Source organism: Shewanella sediminis HAW-EB3, assembly GCF_000018025.1.
In the GTDB taxonomy this organism is placed as follows: domain Bacteria; phylum Pseudomonadota; class Gammaproteobacteria; order Enterobacterales; family Shewanellaceae; genus Shewanella; species Shewanella sediminis.
In genome coordinates, this window is record NC_009831.1 from 175703 (window position 1) to 195560 (window position 19858).

The following is a 19858-nucleotide window of genomic DNA, read 5'->3' on the forward strand; positions in this document are numbered from 1 at the left end:
TTGCCGGGCTTTTTGTTAGGCTTTTTTTAAGGTCTCCTGAAGACTATTTATTTCACCTCCGACATGCATTCTTCGATTAATACCGATTGGTATAGGGTGTTAACTTAATGGCTTATCAGCAGAAAAAACTATCAAAGATTTTTCTGTTAACCACATCGGATATTTAGACATTACTTTACTGAACATCCGGCTTTGTAAGTAATCGTTGAGCCATTTTCTAATATTGGGATAGGGTGACTGTAAGTACCACTGACGCTCAACTCGGGCCAACTGTCGAATAAATGGCAATATCGCTAAATCCGCTAAGCTTGGGCTATCTGACATCAAATATGTGTGTTGAGATAGCTTCAGCTCCAACATTTTCAAATATTGCTCACAAGCTAACCTATGTTCCAATACACTTTCGTCATGATAACGTTTTGCGCTGCGATACTTCTCAAGCCGTAACTTAAACTCGGTATCAAAAAGGTCGACTAAACTAAGCATTTCGGCTCGTGTATTCGGACTGTCGCTCATTAAGTAGTTGTTAGGGTCACTTTGGCCAAAAGCCCACATCATTATCTCTAAGCTCTGCTCCAGCACCTTGTCATTTTGCAGCACTAAAACCGGAACAGTACCTTTGGGTGAGACCTGGAGCATATGAGCAGGCTTATCACTTAATACTATATCGCGCAGCTGCACAGCTTGGCCTGAAACATAAATAGCCATTCTAGCGCGTATGGCGTAGGGACAATTTCGCAAAGAGTAAAGCACAGGTAGAGCTGAGGGCTTGTTCATAGCGATAACATTAACTCCATTTTACTCTCGAAATATATCTTATATATAGCAGGCCAACTAAGCTGAGCTTAATCGTAAGTGAGTAGATGGCCAGCTTAGGCTAACTTGTGTTTCAGCCGTGATAACCTTAGAGTGACTTTATCATCTGCAATAACGCTTAAATCATTAATTTATGGTGGTTTACTCGTTTTTATTGCACCATTTTTTTAGTGTTAAAGAGGATTTTGTGGATAAACTTAACATTGCCGTTGATTTTTTACTAACGCATAAGTTGTTATTGACCGTTTTGGTGATTGTCTTCATTTCACTGGTTAAACGTTTCATCATCTCGAAAATTCGTGGTGATATTCCGTTTTTGACTGAGGTGCAGCGCAAGTGGATGTCGCGCACTAAAAACGGCACGTTTATCTTAATCATGGTCATCTTATTTATGCTTTGGCAGACGGAGATAAATAAATTTGCATTGTCAGTGACCGCCATTGCTATCGCAATTGTGGTGGCATCAAAAGAGATTATATTGTGTTTTACAGGCTCGATTCAGCGTGCGAGTTCACGCTCATTTGTTATTGGTGATTGGATTGAGGTGGGTCAATTATGTGGTGAGGTCATTGAGCATAATTTAATGGCGACAGTGATACAGGAAATAGACCTACATCACGGGCAATACCATTACACAGGTAAAACGGCGACACTACCTAACAGCATGTTCTTTACCTATGCGGTCAAGAATCTTAATTTTATGAAGCGCTATGTCTACCATAACTTTCATATAACCATTGTTGAGTTCGTTAACTTATATCCTCTCTTTCCTGAACTACGCGAACAAATTGAAGCGCATTGTGAAGACTTCCATGAAGTGGCAACACGCTACAATAGTGTTATTGAAAAACATGCGGGTGTTGACCTACCAGGCTCAGAGCCACATATCCATATCAATAGCGGCCCCAATGGCGAGCAAAATATTCATATTATGATTTTTTGCCCCACTGAGCGCGCAGCTCATCTGGAGCAACTCATTCGCGAAGATTTTATGATTGCTTACCATGAAGCTTTTGGTAAAGAAGCACTTCAGTAGCTCTTAACACTCATTAAGATGTGATATTTAAAATATGTAAAGGCGCAGCACAGGGGAGCCCCAATTGCTGCGCCATATTTTTATCTCTTCATTTACGGGGTGTAATAGGTCTCAGCCCCTGGCCCTACCGGCAGCCCCAACACAAATACCCAGATGAAGAAGAAACAGGTCCAGCCGATGAAGAAGACGATGGAGTAAGGCAGCATGGTCGCGATCAGTGTGCCTATGCCGAGATTTTTCTTATATTGAGAAGCGACCGCGAGTATTAATCCAAAATAGCTCATCATGGGGGTGATCAGGTTCGTGACCGAGTCGCCTATTCGATAAGCCGCCTGAATCGTCTCCGGTGCATAGCCTACCAACATCAACATAGGCACGAAGATGGGGGCGGTCACGGCCCACTGCGCAGAGGCGCTACCCAGCATCAGGTTGATGAAGCCACACAGCATGATAAACAGCACAAACACTAATGGACCCGTTAAGCCGATAGCGCTCAGGGCGTCGGCCCCGGAGACGGCTAACACTGCACCTAAGTTAGTCCACTTAAAGAAGGCGACGAACTGAGAAGCGAAGAATACCAGCACGATATACATGCCCATAGAACTCATACTGTGCGACATGGCGTCGATGACATCTTTATCTTTTTTCATGGTGCCCACGACCTTACCGTAGACCAAGCCCGGAATAGCGAAGCAGATAAAGATAAAGGCGACAATGCCTTTAAGGAAAGGGGAGCCTGCTACTAAGCCTGTCTCAGGATCTCTCAGTGGACCATTTTCAGGCACGACAGTCAGTGCGACCAGTGAAGACAGTATTAATACCGCGATCCCCGCAGCCTTTAGACCGCGTTTCTCATCACTGCTGACACCATCCATCTTTTGGCTGGCGAGATCGACTGCAGCTTCATCAGGATCATACTTCCCCAGTTTGGGTTCGACAATTTTCTCGGTGACGATAGCGCCCAGAATGGTGATAAGGAAGGTAGAGACGAACATGAAATACCAGTTCACCTCGGGTCCTACCATATACTCGGGATCGATCATCTGCGCTGCGGCTTCGGTGATCCCGGACAGAAGCGGATCCACCGTGCCCAATAACAGGTTGGCACTGTAGCCGCCCGATACCCCGGCAAAAGCGGCGGCAAGCCCCGCTAGGGGGTGACGACCGAGAGAGTGAAATATCATCGCCGCCATGGGCACAAGGACGACATAACCCAGCTCGGATGCGGTGTTAGAGACAATACCGGCAAATACAATCGTGAGGGTTACCAGACGTTTTGAAGCTCCGATGACCAGTAAGCGCATCGCTGCCGAGAGTAGGCCGGAACGTTCGGCTATGCCGACACCCAGCAGGGCAACCAGTACAGTGCCCAGTGGAGTGAATCCGGTGAAGTTAGTCACCAGGTTTGAGACTATCATCCTCAAACCTTCGCCATTCATTAGGCTCACGACATGGATAAGGCCATCTTCACTTCGACCCGATGAGCCTATCGGACGGGGATCTACGACGGTTAATTCAAAATAGCCGGCGATGCCACTGATGGCGATAACGGCCAGACAGAACATAGCGAAAAGGGATATCGGGTGGGGAAGTAAGTTTCCTAATCGTTCGACAATATTAAGAAAACGAACAAAAGCACCACTCTGCGGCCCTGATGCTCCCGGTGAATTGAGAGGCAGCTCTATGCCCTCTTCTTTATTTAAACCCATACCCTTTCCTTCAATGTTTGGCCTCTGTGGACCTTTTAAATGCCAGCTTCGATTGCGGCTTTATACCAATCGGTATTATTGGTTTTCGGACTCGGAATTTCCGAGTAGACCAGCCATAGTGTCTTAGTTGGTTTAACTGAATATTAAATTTGTAAAAGAATTGAGGTGTGACAAGACTCGAGCGAGGAGGGAATAGCGCGAGGGGAGGATTTAAACATTAACCGAGTTAGCCGAAATTCAGGCAAAAAAATGACCCCATAAAAGTGGGGCCAAAAGGGATAGGGTTGCGCCAGCAATAACATCAAGTCAATCAGTTGGGGTTGGTTGTCATCATGTTTGCTTGTGACCAATATAGCTTATATTGACTGTATGAAAACTGAATGAGAATAGCGTGTTTTCATTGGGTTACAGGCAAAAAAATAGGCTCAAACTAGAGCCTAAAAAGGATGTACAACTATGACTTAATGAGATGATGTAACAAGACTTCATGAGACCTATTATGCCTGAGCTTGTCTGTATGGAAACTGAATGGTTTGCTGTAAATCTGAACATCAATGTCATTGTCGTTTGAGATGAATTCGATGGCGACATGCCGTTAAGCATGAATATAGGTGTTAAAAACCTGGTTATTGACTGCATCTCGCATAATACATCCCTTAGTGGTGATTTATTCAGGTTAACTTAATGAGAGTTCAGGAATATGCTTTACTATTTCTGAATGGGTGCTCATTTTTTATCACTTCGCCGTTCGATGCTTTCTGATTGTTAAGTAAGGTTTTTTATCTTAAATTAAATTTATGATTTTATTTTAGTAGTGGTTTTTCTGATCCTCGCTGATATTTATCGTTAGCATCTTGTTAGCGTATGTTTACTTTTGAATAAATGTCATAAAATGGCTGAACATTTTGAAAAAGCACAATTTGTACCCTTTATTCTTTGGCCGAGATGGCCGATAAATATCTGGAAATATTATAAAAAATAGGTGAGAGTAGAGAGTTATGGCTTTACCGATAAGCTGAGAATATCCAAATAAAAATCAGAATAATAAGGACATATGATGGAAGGGTTGCTGTTGGGGTTAGGGCTACTGGTTATCATTGCCTACCTTTGGTACGTCAGTCTGGTTAAAAAGCGCAATTCTGTTCGCGAAGCTCTATCCGGTATCGATGTGCAGTTGAAAAAAAGATCTAACCTGGTGCCTAATATTTTAAAAATTGCTCAGAAATTCATGGATCATGAAAAGTCCTTATTGACTGAGATCACCGAGCTGCGTGCCCAGGTAGAAAAATCTTATGACATCGGCGATGCGTCAGCTGTTAAGGAGCATCTGGTTAAAGCCGAGCTATTGAATGGCAAGATGGGTCAGTTGATGGTGAGTGTCGAAAACTACCCCGAGCTAAAATCCGACAACACTATGCTACAAGCGATGCAGACCTATAATGAGGTTGAAGCTCATATCTCTGCTGCTCGCCGATTCTACAATGCATCGGTAACTGAGCTAAATAATGCGGTGGAGATCTTCCCCGGCTCAATTATCGCTTCTATGGCGAATATTAAGGTGATGCCTTTCTACGAAGCCGACGAAGCTTCGAAGGCGCCGGTCGATGCCTCCGATTACCTGAACTAATGTATGGGTGACACGAGTGCCGTACATCACTGCAGGTGTTTACTTAGCTTAACTTCTCATGAATATAATTAGTTTTCTTTTTGGTGCACGTATTAAGCCTAAGCGCCAGGCAAAACCTCTGAGTGCCGTGGGTGATGAACTCGAGTCGTTACAGGCGCATTACGATGAGCATATAGAGCCATTGACGCGCAAGTTTGAGAATCGTCGAGTGGCCTGTCTAAAGGCACTTAGGCTGCGAATATACATGAGCATAGGTATTTTTGCTGCCGTGCTCTTTATCTGTCTCTTATTTGATTCGACACAGAGAATAGTCATACCTTGGCCCTTCTACTTGTTGCCCTTGGTCCCCCTTTGCTGGTGGTGCTCCAGACCCGTGACCCATTATCAGAGCGATGTAAAGCTGCAGGTATTTCCCAAGATATTTCGCTATTTTGGTGATGACTTTATCTTTAGCCCAACACACAGCATGAGCATGAGTACGCTCAAGCGTTCAAAGCTGCTACCCGGTTACGATAAGGCCCATTTCGATGATTACGTTCAGGGTACTCACCGGGGGATCGAGATAGCGATCAACGAGCTGGCGCTTACTAAGGAGGTCAGGCGAGATAAGCGTAACGAAACTAAGACGGTTTTCAATGGTGTGATGGTGCAACTGGGCTGTCATAAGAAGTTTAATGGTCACACTGTGGTTGTACGTAACAGAGGTAGTCTGATGAACTTCCTTTCTGACTCCTTTAAGCGGTTGTCCAGGGTCAAGCTTGAAGACCCGCGGTTTGAGAAATTATTCGACGTGTTTTCATCTGATCAGATCGAGGCCCGTTATCTATTGACCGTCTCTTTTATGGAACGCTTACAGGAGCTGGCGGACTGCTTTTCCGGTCAGTTTCAATGCGCTTTCTATGAAGATAAATTACTCATCATGTTAGCCAGCAGAGAAAACCGATTCGAGCTGGGTTCCATTTTTCATGGCGCCACCTTCGAGTATGAGTTTAGTCAGATTAACAGAGAGATGAGGCAACTGTTTGCTATGATTGAAGTACTGAAACTCGATGAATATACCGGTCTGTGATGAAATATATGCATGCCATCTGCTGTGGTGGCATTGTCAGCTCTCTGCTTTGGCTTGCGGGCGTAACCCACAGTTATGCTCAGGTCACTATTGAGAGGGATGCCAAGCCTCATTATAAAGCCAGTTACTCTAAAGAGGGGATATTGGGCAAGTCTTCTACTGCTCATCCTGCATCCTTCTCTCCTTCGAAAGAGGCTGAAAACCAGCTAAAGGTATACCAATACAGGCAGGAGAATGGTGTCATGGCATTCTCCGATCATGCTCCGGGTTCGGCTCAATATCAGGTGCTGTTATATGACTGCTATGCATGCCAGCCCGACTCCAGTCTGGATTGGAAGAAAATCCCTCTTTTCTACAGAGACTATGATGAGTTAATCAATCAAGCCGCCAATACCCATAACCTTGATCCAGCACTCATTCGGGCGGTTATTCACGCCGAATCGGCATTTAAGGTATTTGCCTTGTCCCGAAGCGGCGCCATGGGGCTGATGCAACTTATGCCCGAAACGGCGAAAGAGTTGGGGGTTAAAAATGCCTTCAAGCCGGAGCAAAATATCGATGGCGGGGCAAAATATCTGGCGCAAATGCTGCGACGCTTTGATGGGGATATAGATTTAGCCTGTGCCGCCTACAATGCCGGCCCCATGAATGTTACCCATTATAAGGGGATCCCGCCTTACCCCGAGACCCAAGCCTACGTTAAACGGGTGAAGATCTTGTTGGAGCGTTATCGCAAACCCGGCTAAGTAGTTTCAGTGGCTGAGTGCTTAGGTGATAATCTTATTCCTTAGGATCCCTCTCCAATACCTTCAGAGACTCAAGCCTATGTTAAACGGGTGAAGATCTTGTTGGAGCGATATCGCAAGCAGGGATAGCCACACCTCAATCTCTTATTCACCATGAGTAGCTTAAGCAGTGGCCAGACTTGCTATCTGCTTATGCGAGGTTGCCGCATTCATGTGACGCCACACCATAGGGGCAACGATAATAAACATCACCACATTAGAGAGTGGCATTGCTATCCATACACCATATATTCCCAGCCATTTAGGTAATATGTAGAGGAAAGGCAGCTGGATAAGCATATTGCCCAAAGAGATGGCTAACGATTTCCCGCCTTGATCTACTGCCATAAAATACATGATTGCTAACACCACTAACCCATCGAGAAACATACCAAACAGATGTAGGTGAATGCCGGTGATGGTTTCCCGTATCAGCTCTGGATCGTCGCTGTTAAATAACCCAATCATGGTTTCGGGGAACAGGTTAAGTATCGCGGTCCAGCTAATGCCTATGGTGAGTGAGACCGTTGCCGCCAACAGCACCATTTTCTTTATATTATGGGGCTGTGCCGCTCCTAAAAAGAAGCTGACCGGAGGTTGCATACCTTCACCAATGCCTTCTGCAATGAAGTAGTAGAGAACCATCAGATAACCGACAATGGTAAAGGCCGCAACGGTTAAGGAGGTGCCATATTCCATAAACAGACGGTTATGTAGCGCAAAGACAAAGCTGGTGTAGATATACATAACAAAACTCGATGATCCCAGCAGCAGAATCTTTCCGGCCAGCTTGGTATGAAAACTTGGACGATATTCGGACAACTTGAGTTGAGTTTTAGTCGAAAGAAAATAGGCGAAGCCGCCAACACAAACTGACAGCTGCGCTGATACGGTTGCGAGCGCGGCTCCCTTCAGCCCCATGTCGAATTGAACGATGAGCAGGTAGTCTAGTACGATATTCATGCATGCTCCGGTGACCATCAGAGCCGTCGCTATGTTCGGACTCTCATCGTTACGAACCAACATGGGCAGGGCGGATGCAAGAATAGTGATCACTGCGGTCCAGACGAAAGGAGAGATATACTGCTGTGCTAATACTAAGGCTTGATCTTCTGCGCCCTGAGCAAGCAGAAGGTCGGTGCCGTTTAGAAAGAGCAGGTATGAAAAAATAGCTCCAAAGCCTATGGACAAACCCATAGCCGTGTATAGGATTGTTGCTACTCCTTTATCAGCATTGCCAGCCTCTATTGGGCCTCGCTGGCTTGTCGAGCTTCTTCCGCGACTGCCTGAGATGAGGCTGCCAGCGCCCATCCCAATCATTAAGCCCACACCAGCAATCACATAGATGATGGGCCAGGCTACATTGATGCCCGCCAGGCCCTGATAGCCCAGATAGTGTCCGATAAACATACCGTCGATGATCTGGTATAACCCGCTCACTAGCATGGCAGCTATCGAAGGGATAGCGTAACGCCAAAAGGTGCGCTGTATTGAGCGATCTGAGGTTATATCCTGGATGTTGGCTTGCATAATCTTTTTTGGTACTTATTTTCTGGTACTTAGCGGAGGCCCGTAGGATACTCTCCATAAGCGGATTGATTAAAGTTGATACCTATCCGAATTTCGGATGGTTGTCTCATATGGTTGTCTCATATGGTTGTCTCATATGATTAGTGTGTTAATGGAGAAGTTATGAATTGGACTCTGGCGCAGTTAGAGGCGTTTGTGCTGTCGGTTAAGTGTGGATCATTTTCTGCGGCAGCACGAAAACTAGGCCGTGCGCAGTCAAGGGTGAGTACCGCTATTTCGAATCTGGAGGCCGATCTCGGTTTTGAGTTATTTGACAGAACTGCCAAGTTGCCAGTCCTAACTCAGCATGGCGAGGATATGTTTGTTGAGGCGCAGGCCGTGCTCGAACAGTGTCAGCGACTGCAATCGAGGGCATTGACGGTGACCACCGGAGAGGAGATAGCGTTAACCATTGCTATGGATGAAGCCGTGCCAATTAATACGTTCGAATCATTGATTGAGCGAGTCGCTCAGCGGTTTCCCTTGCTTAAGCTCACCATAATAAATGGCTCTCAGGATGATATTGCTCAATGGGTCGATGAGGGCAAGGCGGATATGGGGATACTGTTTTATGTTAAGTCTTTTTCTGATTCGTTGGAGTTTATGTCCATCGGTCAGTTTTACCACTCATTGATCGTATCGCCTAAGCATCCGTTATCTAAGATTGAGTCACCGACTATCGATGAACTCAACCAATATCGCCAGTTGGTTATCCGCGATCGCGTCGGGAAAAATCAGGCTAAAGCCTTGTCGGCAAATCATTGGTATATCGATAGCTATTATTACATCACGGCCTTGGTTATCAGGGGGCTCGGTTGGGCACTGGTGCCCGATCACCTGGCTAATTCGGAGTGGTACACCGATGAGGTGATTGAGTTGTCGACAGAGAATATTCCCGATCCTCTGCTCGTTGAGATGGGGGTAGTGAACCGACGCGACAGAGCCTACGGTCCTGTGATGGAGTGGATATTCCTGGAAATTGAATCTATGTTTAAGAATCGACTCAAAAATGAGTAATTTATGCTAAGTTATTATTAAAGCAGTAATTGTCGATTGGTATTTTCGCGCATCGATGCGGTAGGTCTTGCAGGGAGGATAGTGTATGCACACCAGTTTAAAGAAAAAACTTGTTGAGCTGGAGCTCTATCTTCTTAAGGCGGATGTCAGGGTATCGGTTCAGGATCTCGATCAGCTTATCCATGACGATTTTCTCGAGTTTGGCGGCTCTGGAATAAGCTTCGGCAAGAAAGAGGTGTTAAAGCAGCTCCCCCGGGAGAAGTGCCCTGAATTTTCAGCTACCGCATTCGAATTGAGGCATCTCTCTTGCGATGTCGCTCAGCTTGTCTATAGGGCAACCATGAAGAAACCCGGTGAGTTTATTACCCGTTACTCACTGCGCAGCTCGCTATGGAGAAAAAGTCAGGGGCGCTGGCAGATGATCTTTCATCAGGGGACGCCATGCGAACCGTTTTGAATAAATCGTTATACTGATTTGGTATTAATAAAAAGAGCCGGCAAAGCCAGCTCTTTTTAGCGCGAACAATAAGTCGATATACTAAGCAGATACGAGAAAAGAAGCGACTTATTCACCGACTTCTAATTTCATCGTGACCTTACCGCCACCTTGGTTTAGCAAAGGTGATAAGTATTCTAAAATCTCATCAGCTTTACTATCGAGCTGCCAAGGTGGATTGATGATCCACAGACCCGCCGCCGTCATACCAAATTCATCACTATCGGCTCTAACTGACTGTTCGATACGTAGCTGATTCTTAATGCCACTCTGAGCAAGTATTTTCAACATGCCTTCGGTTTGAGCGCGGTTAACGACCGGATACCAGAGCATATATACACCAGTTGCGAACTTTTTATGGGCCTTAATTATCGCGTTAGGCACATCCTGATAATCGGTTTTCATCTCATAGCTTGGGTCTACTAAGATAACGCCGCGTCGTTCACGAGGAGGAACCGCTGCGATTAACCCTTTTAAGCCATCGTCTTTGACAATGCGAATATATCGGTCACCGGCAAACTGCTCTTCAAGCTGAGCGTGATCGGCGCCATGAAGCTCATGCAATACCATGCGCTCTTTTTCATAGCTGTTCATATCTACAAAGGCTGGAGAGCCGGGATAGAAAGAGAGCTCAGGTTTGCCCTGATTGAAGTGAGTGACATCAGCAATATACTCAGCAAGTGGTTCAGGTAGATCCTCTTTTCCCCATAGCTTAGCGACACCCTCTAAGTACTCTCCGGTTTTTTGGGCGAATTCATCACTCAGAGCATAACCGCCGGCTCCGGCATGGGTATCAATATAGACAAAAGGGGTTGGCTTCTTATGCATTAGCTTAAGCACCTGCAATAAAACAGAGTGCTTTAATACATCGGCATAATTTCCGGCATGATAGCCGTGGCGATAACTCAGCATGATGATTCCTAAAGGGTTTCGGCATAGCGTTAAGCTGGATATCGTTTATGGATAACTGAACTTGGCTTTGCGAGGTTAATTTGGGTATGGCAAAAATTGCCTAATGCTACGGATTATAACTCAAACTCCTTAAAATATATCTCCCAGAGGGAGCTTTTGGCATAATAGACGCATAATCACGCCACATCGAGTTACTGTGACCGAACTTAAGCAATCAATACAGCCGATAGGCATCTTTTTTAATGCTCAATACCCTTCATTAGAGGCTATCTGCCAAAGATGGGGACTTGTCTTTGATAAGGAAGCTGCATTCGAGCTGGTATTCGAAAATAATTGCCTTGTTTTGAATAAGCGTGATGAACCAAAACTGAAAGGCATCAGTGTGGATTTTGTCTCGGGCGCTGTGGCGCATCGCCGCAAATTTGGTGGTGGACGAGGGCAATCGATAGCCAAAGCGGTAGGCCTTAAGCAAGGGGTGAATCCCAGCGTCGTCGATGGTACCGCTGGCCTCGGACGTGATGCCTTCGTGCTGGCCAGTCTTGGCTGCAATGTTACTATGGTAGAGCGAAACCCTGTGGTTGCAGCCCTGCTCGAAGATGGTCTGCGCCGCGCCTATGAAAGTGAAGAGATCGGCGATTGGATGCGCGAGCGCATGAGACTGGTACACGGCTCGAGTCTGGAGTCTGTGGCCGAGCTTGGCGAAGAGATCGATGTGGTGTACTTAGATCCCATGTATCCCCACCGTGAAAAGTCGGCATTAGTAAAGAAGGAGATGCGCGTATTTCAGTCACTGGTCGGCGCCGATCTCGATGCCGATGGACTTCTCGCCCCTGCCACAGCATTAGCCACTAAGCGAGTGGTGGTCAAGCGACCCGATTACGCAGAGGACTTAGATGGGGTGAAGCCATCTATGGTCATATCAACGAAGAAAAACCGTTTCGATGTGTACGTTAAGGCGGCTATGAAGGCTTAACGCTTATGCCTTCATCGGTGTTTTACTGCTGAGATAAGTTACATAAGTAAAGCTGAGGATCCCCAGGGCATCGGCGGTCAGATCCATCAGATCAAATGTTCTGCTGGGGATGAAGCCTTGGCTAATCTCCTCCGCAAGCACGAAAATCGTAACGACCGCAGTACCATAGTAGAGACGGAATCGACCTATCGGAAACGACTTACAGCGAGAGGCGAGATTAAACAAAAAGGTCAGCATACCGAAAAGGCAAAAGTGCCCCAGTTTGTCACCATAGGGGAGCACACCTACCAGCTCGAAGAAAACACTAGTGCTACCGGTATTCGCCAGATAGATCACCCAAAGAATAAAAGCAAAAAAAACTAGCGCTAAACTAACTACCAATCTATTCATTATGTTCCAGGGCCCTATATTAATAACCTGCTTTAACTTATGCCAAGAGCCCTGTTCGAGTACAGTTAATGAAAGTTAACCCAATCTCCTCTTACTTGCGGACAATACAAAAAAGGAGCCTGATGGCTCCTTTTGTATTGGTAAGTAGTGATATCTAGAAGTAGTGAACGTATTCAGCATGCACGCGGTAGAGAACATCATCGAATCCAATCAGATCTTGTTCAGAGGTGCGATCAATATATTCTGTTGCGAAGTGCAGCAGGTTGTTTTTATTGGCTAGAGGAATAACGACGCCAAAATTAACCTTGTTGAAGGTATAGGACTTATTATCTTCATATTTCCACAGGCCATCGTAACGGCTGTAGTTTAGTGATAACTGAACTCCGGTGTGGCTGAAGGTATACTTGTTCTTTAGTTCAAAGTAGTAACCGAAACCGCGGCGGTTAAGCTCTTCCTCTGTGATCCCTTGTGACTCTCTCGGCCAGTCATCATCTTTCTCCTCCTCGCTGAAGGCCAAGCCTAAGGTGACCCCTAAGTCGTAATGATGGGTGTCACCAAAACGCCTGTTGAGTGCTAAGCCTCCTACGGCAAGCTGCTCAAACTCCTCGAGCTGTTGACTGTTGTAATGACCCTCGTAGTGACCGATAACGCTGAGAGTATAATCGTCATCGTTATTGATGCTCATAAAAGGACGCTGGTAATGGAGCTTTAGATCCATCGAGTCTCGATATCTGTCTTCATCGTACTTCTCTGAATCTTTCTCGTAATAGTAGGTGCCGCGAGCCCGGAAGTAGTTAGTATCGAGCTTGTAGGTTTTATCGTATCTGAGATCGTCCCAAATGAGTGAGATGCCGGCGCCTTTCGATAAAGAGCTGCCGGGTGAGTCCTCATAGGCTTCCATACCCGAAATTATAGACATGGCCAGCGGGGAGCTGGTCTCTTCAGCATTCACGTTGAGTGACAGGCCTAATACCGCAATAGTCGCGCCGAGAGTTAATTTATTCATCGTTTTCCCTGATGCTATTTTCTTACTCACCCGATCGTAGTGAGCTATTTAATGAACAATATTTTAACACGCTAAATCAGAAATGATCCGGCGAAAATTACCAAATTTTTGCTTTTGACTGTCTTCGCTAGAGTGATAGCTTTACTGCAATTCGATGATACACGACTCAAAAGCATGATGACAGATACTCTGTCTACTCCATAGGTAACCAAACCTGAGCGCGTAAACCCCCTTCGGCTCGATTGGTGAGTACGACTTCCCCCTGATGGCGATCGGTAATTCGTTTGATGATGGCAAGCCCCAGACCCGAGCCCACGCTGCCCCTCGCCGTATCTCCCTGAGTAAAAGGTTGAAACAGTTTGGGGATTTGATCTTCCGGAATGCCGGGGCCATCGTCTTCGACACTGAAACCCACCCGTTTGCCATCGAAATGAGAGCTCAGTTTTACCCAGCCTCTACCATATCGAAAGGCATTTTCGACCAGGTTACTGAGTATGCGCTTGATGGCGATGCTCTGCATGGGGATCTCGGGGCATTCATTGAGTTCGACTTCAATCTTTGCCTCTCGGTTCGATTCGGCCTGCACCACATCCTCTATCAAATCGTTAAGCTGTCCCTGTTCCCGGGTGCTTTCCTGATCTTGGCGGATATAGGAAATAAACTGATTGATGATGGCATCCATATCTTCGATATCGTGCACTATGCCGTCTTTGAGGTACTCATCTTCTTCAACCATCATCTCAGAGGCCAGACGGATGCGGGTCAGTGGCGTGCGAAGATCATGGGATATCCCCGCCATCAACAGGGCCCTGTCCTGTTCGAGCTGTTTCATGCTATGGGACATCTGATTAAAGGCGTTGGTCACTTCGACTATTTCGGTGGAGCCTGTGAGAGGCAATGGCTCGGGATAGTCGCCCATCGAGACCGATATTGCCGCTTTTTGAAGCTTTTTGAGGGGCCTGTTTTGTTGTCTGGCAAACCACCATCCGCCGGCGACACTCAATGCACCAATTACCATCAGATAGAGGGTGAGTGGGGACAAGTCTGATTCGTTGAAACCGGTTAAGGGAACCTTTATCCAGATAGAGGGAGCCTGAGGAGGGCGGATCCAGATCTCAAAATCATCTCCCTGAGCTATCTTAACTTCGGCTTTTCCTCCTAAGTGCTCAGACATCTGTGATGACAAGAAGCCATAATATACGGCCTGATCGATACCCGCTTCCCGTGCCTGCTTCTGATTGTAGATCTCCATGCCATCGTCACGCACCTTGGCATTCAGGGCATCGACCATGGTGAGGTGTTCACGGCCGATATCGACACCATCGACGAAAAGCAACTTGACCTGACGCGCTATCAACTGATTGATCTGTTGATAGGTTGGCTGGATAAAATAGGTGGCCACAGAAAGGTATGACACCAGCTGATTGATCAGCAACAGACAACCGATCAGCATGACTGTCTGACTAAAAGCGCTACGGGGGAGGAACTTCTTCAGCCACTTCATCTTAGTGAGCGGCTCCACCTGAGTTAGCTGACAAGCAAAGGTTTAAGGTGAAACCTTGGCTCATCGTCGGGCGGCACCATCGGGTACAAACACATACCCAAGACCCCACACGGTTTGAATATATCTTGGATTTGCCGGATCTTTCTCTATCAGGCGTCGTAAACGGGAAACCTGAACATCGATAGAACGTTCGAGTGCAGAGTAGTCACGGCCGCGAGCTAAGTTCATTAACTTATCACGCGATAGCGGTTCACGGGGATGACTCACCAATACCTTTAGTACGGCAAATTCACCACTGGTGAGTGAAATAGCTTCCTCGCCGTGGTACATCTCACGGGTAGCCAGATTGAGTGCAAACTCACCAAAAGTGATCTCCTCCTCCTGCTGAGTCGGCGCCCCCGGAACATCCTGACTCTGTCTGCGCATCACGGCTTTAATTCTGGCCAGTAACTCACGAGGGTTAAATGGTTTAGGCAGGTAGTCGTCGGCTCCAAGCTCGAGGCCAATGATACGGTCGACCTCATCCCCTTTGGCTGTAAGCATAACAATAGGAATGGGATTACCTGTCTGACGGAGTCTTCTGCAGATAGATAAGCCATCTTCACCGGGAAGCATCAGGTCGAGTACAAGAAGGTGAAAGTTTTCACGTTCCAGCAGTCGATCCATCTGCTCAGAATTGGCCGCACTACGAACCTGATAACCTTGCTCCATAAGATAGCGCTCTAGTAAAGCTCTTAGCCTCATATCATCATCGACGACGAGAATTTTAGAGGTTTCCTGTCCCATGCTTATTATCCTTTTTGATCGGTATTCGACAGTGTTCGGTATCCAACTGGCTGATATTGAATATGAATCTTTTTAATTAAGGCTAATATAGCCGTTTACTCCTGTCAAAGACCAGCGCCCATTTTTTTTACTATCACATTTCATTCACGCCGATATGAGAAGGAATAAGTTTAATCTGTTGAATTTAATGGTTATTGTGTTTGGGTCAACTCTTGATTAATGAAATTGTAACTAAATAGGATCTAAATCGTGCTCTTCTTTTTTTACATACTCTGGATAGTTCGATCTTTAATCAGAAAATTTAGGTTCATCCAGAGTTGTCTAAGAGGTCACAGCGTTAACTTTATAGATTAAGCGAATCGCTTATCTGAGCGAACGGTAAGGGGATCGAAGCCTCGTTCATACGAGCCATCCTTGGTATCTTTAATATTATCAAAAGACTGTATATAGGGTTTGATATCCAGAATCGGTGTTCCATCTAATAGGTCTATGCCCCGTACGAAGATGCGGTTTGCCTCTACCCTCTCTATTTCGACAATCGATAATCCAATGGGGGTAAATTCGATCATTGCTATCTCTTTTTTAATTCGTATGAAAATGGCTGCTGTAATAACTGTTGCAACTACACTGGAGCGCTCTCTTTCGATTAGTGAGATTGGGCCAGGTCAGATGCTGTCATGCTAACACCTTTTATTTGAGCAAAAAGAGGCAAGCCCGGGCTTATCTCTAAGTCATCACAGGTCCAGCTAATGTCACTTTTGCCCATAAGTAATGGCCTGTAACCTCAAGTTTTAGCGGCATATTATTTTCCCCCGGAGAGTCGTTCAGCGAAATGACTTCTACTTGATTCAGGGCAATCGGTGTCGAGGTCAAATTGGGGTAGAGATAGTGCTGCAGGCAAGCTAAGATACGCGAATATCGGTATGTCGCTTTGGAGCTAGATAGATGAAAGCCATGTTAATTACCCGCAAAGGCTGGCAGGCCTTAGATAAAGAACTCAAATATCTGTGGAAAGAGTATCGCCCCGAGATCACCAAGAAGGTGCAGGAGGCTGCGGCTCAAGGTGACCGATCCGAGAACGCCGATTACACTTATAACAAAAGGCTTTTACGTCAAATAGATAGCCGGGTCCGTTATCTGGTTAAGCGGGTCGAAGAGCTGCAGATCGTAGATTACTCGCCTCAGCAGGAGGGAAAGGTATTCTTCGGCGCTTGGATCGAGCTGGAAAATGAAGCGGGCGAGATAGTTCAGTACCGCATCGTGGGTAAAGACGAGCTGGATACTAAGCTGGGCTACATCACCATAGACTCGCCCATGGCCCGTGCGCTTATCGGCAAGCAGGTGGACGATGAGGTGGTTGTCCCGACGCCATTGGGGCCTAAGGAGTGGTACATCAACAAGATCCAATATAAGTCTTTTGAAGATCCTCAGAATTAGACTGAGCAATCGGATAAGTGTAAAGCCGGGTCTACACGGCAGGTTAGTCTCTCAGCCCCTAACATAGGGCTGTGACCTCGGTCACATTTAGATGTAAAGTTAACTGTACGTTTCGGCTGCTCCGTTCATTTTTTCAAAACTGATCTCGATCAACACTCTCTTTCTCAATCTCTCTAGGCTGCACTCTTAATAAACAGAGAGTGTTAGCGAATAGAGAAGGATTGTGCCGTGTCCCCGTCGATTAAAGATAACTTTGGTAGTGAGTATTACAACAGTTTGCCACTTTTTGGCGACTGTCTGGGTGAGTTATTGGCCTTTTTTGGGGTGAAACGAGCTTATGGTGTCGGTGGTGATTTTGTCGCAAACCTGATCAACTCATTAGAGGGGCATATCGAAGTGTTGCCCTCGAGCAATGAGATGCATGCCGGGTTTAGTGCCTGCGCTCAGGCTGAACTGAATCCTCTGGGGATGTGTTTAACGACCTATACGGTCGGCAGTCTTCCGTGCGTGACGGCTGCCGCACTGGCGAGAACCGAGGGCTTACCTGTGGTCTTTATCTCCGGTGCGCCCGGTGAGGCAGAGGTCAATAGCCATGCCCTGCACCATTCGGTACACCCACATACTGCCTGGCATACGGACCTCGATGCGGCCTTAAACTCTTTTCGTGCTCTGGGTGTCAGAGCCGAGCGTCTTCAGGGGCAGAGACATAGCGGTCAGCCGAATATTGCCGCCGAACAGTGTTTGGAGTTGCTCACCTATGCCTACCTGAACCGCCAGCCGGTATTTATCGAGATCCCAAGAGATCTGATCAATCAGCCGACTCAATCTCTGAGCCTGCCACTGAGTTTGGAGCAGATATCACAGAATCAGCCACTTAGTTTGAGTGGTGCCGAGCTGATCGCCCAAGATATCGAGTCAAAGCTCAAGCTGGCTAACAAGCCTTTGGTTTTTTTGGGTGAGAAACTGAGGTTGAATCGCCCGCTACTCTCTAAAATTATCTCATTGTGTCATCAACATAGCTTGCCCTATGCGACGAGTTGGTTCGGTAAGGGAATGCTGGATGAGAGTGAGCCTCTCTGTTTAGGCAGTTATAACGGTGCCTTCAGTGAACTCGAGGGTAAGCATTATATTGAATCTCAGGCCGACTATATTTTGGAATTAGGGACGGCAATATTTCCCTCGGATACCAATAATGCATTTAGCAGTCAGACCCATGCCATAGACACCCATAGCCATAAAACCATGTTGCGAGGAACGGCGCGATGGGAGAAGGATATCGAGGCCGTTATCGATCTTCTAGTGCAGAAGTTACCGTTAAATGAGGGGGCTGAAAGCACTCTGGATCCGGATGAAAAAGTAACTCCGCCACTCGAGTCCGTTATGCTTGGTTATCATAACTTAGCGGAGACGATTAATCAGGCTCAGCGTCAGCTTGCTAAGCCTTATATCTTCGTGCCCGAAGTGGGGAGCTCTCTGTTTGCCAGCTTCGAACTGGAGACCCATGGAAGTGATATCGGCAGAAGCTATCTGGCCAACCCTTGGTATGCGGCCATGGGGACCTGTCTTCCTTACGCAAGAGCCATTGCGGATCAACTTGCCGAAAGTAACAGCCTGCAGCCGGTATTAGTCATGATTGGGGATGGTGGTTTTAATTTTCAGGCTAATGAACTGATCAACCTGCAGAAGCAGGGCGCCAATGTGACGATTCTCTATATGAGAAACAATATATTCCACCTGGGTAAGGCCGGTGATGCTCCTATCTATTCCTGTAACGATCAAGGGTTTAATCCAAGATTACTGATCCAGGCCTATGGGGGGGATGGGCATCTGTGTGAGACAACAGAGCAACTCACTCACTGTCTGATTGAGACGGCTCACAAGGGGGGAGTACACCTGATCGAGGTTCCGACTTCCGTGGAGGCAGGGCATCAGAGCGAGACGACTAAGAAGCTTAACACCTACATAGGCTTTAGAAATGGCGATCCTCAGGCCACCGAGCGATGGAATGAGCTGTGTGGCCATTTCTGATGGTTTTGAGAATAATGCAGTTTGAATGTGAGCAATATTAGCTAGAGCTAAATTGATGTCGGTCATGATGAGACGACAATTGTTCATGCTAATATCAGTTTTCAGGCTTTGACATGTATAGATCTCCCTATAGGCTAGGGGAAATACAATTGGTTTACTCATATAGAGCAAGTGATTCTTCGACAGATAACAAAAATGGATAATAAAGATGGATAAGACTCAGTATTTTTATCGTACCGCCATTTTCACACGCAAAGATAATCAGGTGTCATTGGTTGATATTGAGAAGCCGGACGATACGACTCCGATGGAAGATTGGATGGCGATAGTGGTATCACTCGCCGATGGTCGCCATACGGTGAATGAGTTGATTGCTTATATGGGCTCTCAGTATCGCAGTGCACCACAGGAGTTAGAGGATACGCTGCATTCAGTGCTGGAAAGGCTGCAGGAGGGGAAGATAGTTCAACTGAGTGAGCAGGCAGTCGAGCTTCCCTATTATCTGGCCGAGCCTATTGAATCTCTGGATATTGAAAAGGCGAAGAAGCTGATCAAAGAGGATGGTTATATTCATCATTGATTCCCCTTCGGAGAAGGCCCGCATCCTGCGGGCTTTTTTGTTCACACCGTTTGAATCTCTTTAAGCATATTTCATGCAAGAGGTGTATAGGCTGTGCTATCTTTGGCACCACTCAAAT

The 19858-nt window shown here is 46.5% G+C and carries 19 protein-coding genes; 10 read left to right on the forward strand and 9 right to left on the reverse strand.

Annotated elements, in window-relative coordinates:
* Positions 1–99: 99 nt before the first annotated feature.
* A complete protein-coding gene (locus tag SSED_RS00800; protein WP_012004293.1) occupies positions 100–777 on the reverse strand; it encodes a glutathione S-transferase in 678 nt (225 codons plus the stop codon).
* 226 nt (positions 778–1003) lie between these two features.
* Between SSED_RS00800 and SSED_RS00805 the strand changes: the two genes are divergently transcribed.
* The gene (locus tag SSED_RS00805; protein ID WP_041421476.1) at positions 1004–1852 is read left to right on the forward strand and encodes a mechanosensitive ion channel family protein; all 849 of its coding nucleotides are present in this window, start codon (positions 1004–1006) and stop codon (positions 1850–1852) included.
* 92 nt (positions 1853–1944) lie between these two features.
* Here SSED_RS00805 and SSED_RS00810 read toward each other — a convergent pair whose 3' ends face one another.
* Positions 1945–3561, reverse strand: coding sequence for an AbgT family transporter (locus SSED_RS00810; RefSeq protein WP_012004295.1), 1617 nt, complete (start codon positions 3559–3561; stop codon positions 1945–1947).
* A 1057-nt stretch (positions 3562–4618) separates the two neighbouring features.
* Between SSED_RS00810 and SSED_RS00815 the strand changes: the two genes are divergently transcribed.
* From SSED_RS00815 to SSED_RS00825, 3 genes are read left to right on the forward strand one after another with little or no spacing between them, the layout of a single operon-like run.
* A complete protein-coding gene (locus SSED_RS00815; protein WP_012004296.1) occupies positions 4619–5188 on the forward strand; it encodes a LemA family protein in 570 nt (189 codons plus the stop codon).
* A 58-nt stretch (positions 5189–5246) separates the two neighbouring features.
* The gene (locus SSED_RS00820; protein WP_012004297.1) at positions 5247–6257 is read left to right on the forward strand and encodes a DUF3137 domain-containing protein; all 1011 of its coding nucleotides are present in this window, start codon (positions 5247–5249) and stop codon (positions 6255–6257) included.
* Positions 6258–6265: 8 nt separating this feature from the next.
* Positions 6266–7003 carry a lytic transglycosylase domain-containing protein gene (locus SSED_RS00825; RefSeq protein WP_012004298.1) on the forward strand — a complete coding sequence of 246 codons (738 nt, stop codon included), beginning with the start codon at positions 6266–6268 and terminating at the stop codon, positions 7001–7003.
* A gap of 162 nt (positions 7004–7165) precedes the next feature.
* Here the strand turns inward: SSED_RS00825 and SSED_RS00830 are convergent, their stop codons facing one another.
* Positions 7166–8572 carry an MATE family efflux transporter gene (locus SSED_RS00830; protein WP_012004299.1) on the reverse strand — a complete coding sequence of 469 codons (1407 nt, stop codon included), beginning with the start codon at positions 8570–8572 and terminating at the stop codon, positions 7166–7168.
* A gap of 162 nt (positions 8573–8734) precedes the next feature.
* Between SSED_RS00830 and SSED_RS00835 the strand changes: the two genes are divergently transcribed.
* Both SSED_RS00835 and SSED_RS00840 read left to right on the forward strand, forming a co-directional pair.
* Positions 8735–9628: a LysR family transcriptional regulator gene (locus SSED_RS00835; RefSeq protein WP_012004300.1), complete on the forward strand. Its 894-nt coding sequence runs from the start codon at positions 8735–8737 to the stop codon at positions 9626–9628.
* An 85-nt stretch (positions 9629–9713) separates the two neighbouring features.
* Positions 9714–10085, forward strand: coding sequence for a nuclear transport factor 2 family protein (locus tag SSED_RS00840; RefSeq protein ID WP_012004301.1), 372 nt, complete (start codon positions 9714–9716; stop codon positions 10083–10085).
* 108 nt (positions 10086–10193) lie between these two features.
* Here the strand turns inward: SSED_RS00840 and SSED_RS00845 are convergent, their stop codons facing one another.
* Entirely contained in the window at positions 10194–11036 is an 843-nt protein-coding gene (locus tag SSED_RS00845) for a 23S rRNA (adenine(2030)-N(6))-methyltransferase RlmJ (RefSeq protein ID WP_012004302.1), read from the reverse strand.
* A 196-nt stretch (positions 11037–11232) separates the two neighbouring features.
* On the opposite strand from SSED_RS00845, the gene SSED_RS00850 reads away from it, so the two are divergent.
* Complete coding sequence (locus tag SSED_RS00850; RefSeq protein WP_012004303.1) at positions 11233–12009, forward strand: class I SAM-dependent methyltransferase; 777 nt, start codon at positions 11233–11235, stop codon at positions 12007–12009.
* Positions 12010–12012: 3 nt separating this feature from the next.
* Here the strand turns inward: SSED_RS00850 and SSED_RS00855 are convergent, their stop codons facing one another.
* The 5 genes from SSED_RS00855 to SSED_RS00875 form a co-directional block, all read right to left on the reverse strand.
* The gene (locus SSED_RS00855; protein ID WP_012004304.1) at positions 12013–12399 is read right to left on the reverse strand and encodes a VanZ family protein; all 387 of its coding nucleotides are present in this window, start codon (positions 12397–12399) and stop codon (positions 12013–12015) included.
* 154 nt (positions 12400–12553) lie between these two features.
* Positions 12554–13405, reverse strand: a complete 852-nt coding sequence (locus SSED_RS00860; RefSeq protein ID WP_012004305.1) for a hypothetical protein — start codon at positions 13403–13405, stop codon at positions 12554–12556.
* Positions 13406–13598: 193 nt separating this feature from the next.
* Positions 13599–14909, reverse strand: coding sequence for a two-component system sensor histidine kinase EnvZ (gene envZ / locus SSED_RS00865; protein WP_012004306.1), 1311 nt, complete (start codon positions 14907–14909; stop codon positions 13599–13601).
* A gap of 60 nt (positions 14910–14969) precedes the next feature.
* Positions 14970–15695 carry an osmolarity response regulator transcription factor OmpR gene (ompR, locus tag SSED_RS00870; RefSeq protein ID WP_012004307.1) on the reverse strand — a complete coding sequence of 242 codons (726 nt, stop codon included), beginning with the start codon at positions 15693–15695 and terminating at the stop codon, positions 14970–14972.
* 350 nt (positions 15696–16045) lie between these two features.
* Positions 16046–16264: a TrmO family methyltransferase domain-containing protein gene (locus tag SSED_RS00875; protein ID WP_012004308.1), complete on the reverse strand. Its 219-nt coding sequence runs from the start codon at positions 16262–16264 to the stop codon at positions 16046–16048.
* Between the two features lie 376 nt (positions 16265–16640).
* Here SSED_RS00875 and greB point away from each other — a divergent pair, with 376 nt between their 5' ends.
* The 3 genes from greB to SSED_RS00890 all read left to right on the forward strand — a co-directional run bounded on the left by greB (position 16641) and on the right by SSED_RS00890 (position 19740).
* Positions 16641–17132 (forward strand): transcription elongation factor GreB, encoded by a 492-nt coding sequence (gene greB, locus SSED_RS00880; protein WP_012004309.1) that lies wholly within the window; start codon positions 16641–16643, stop codon positions 17130–17132.
* A gap of 228 nt (positions 17133–17360) precedes the next feature.
* Positions 17361–19160, forward strand: a complete 1800-nt coding sequence (locus SSED_RS00885; protein WP_012004310.1) for a thiamine pyrophosphate-binding protein — start codon at positions 17361–17363, stop codon at positions 19158–19160.
* Positions 19161–19368: 208 nt separating this feature from the next.
* Positions 19369–19740: a hypothetical protein gene (locus tag SSED_RS00890; RefSeq protein WP_012004311.1), complete on the forward strand. Its 372-nt coding sequence runs from the start codon at positions 19369–19371 to the stop codon at positions 19738–19740.
* Positions 19741–19858 lie beyond the last annotated feature (118 nt).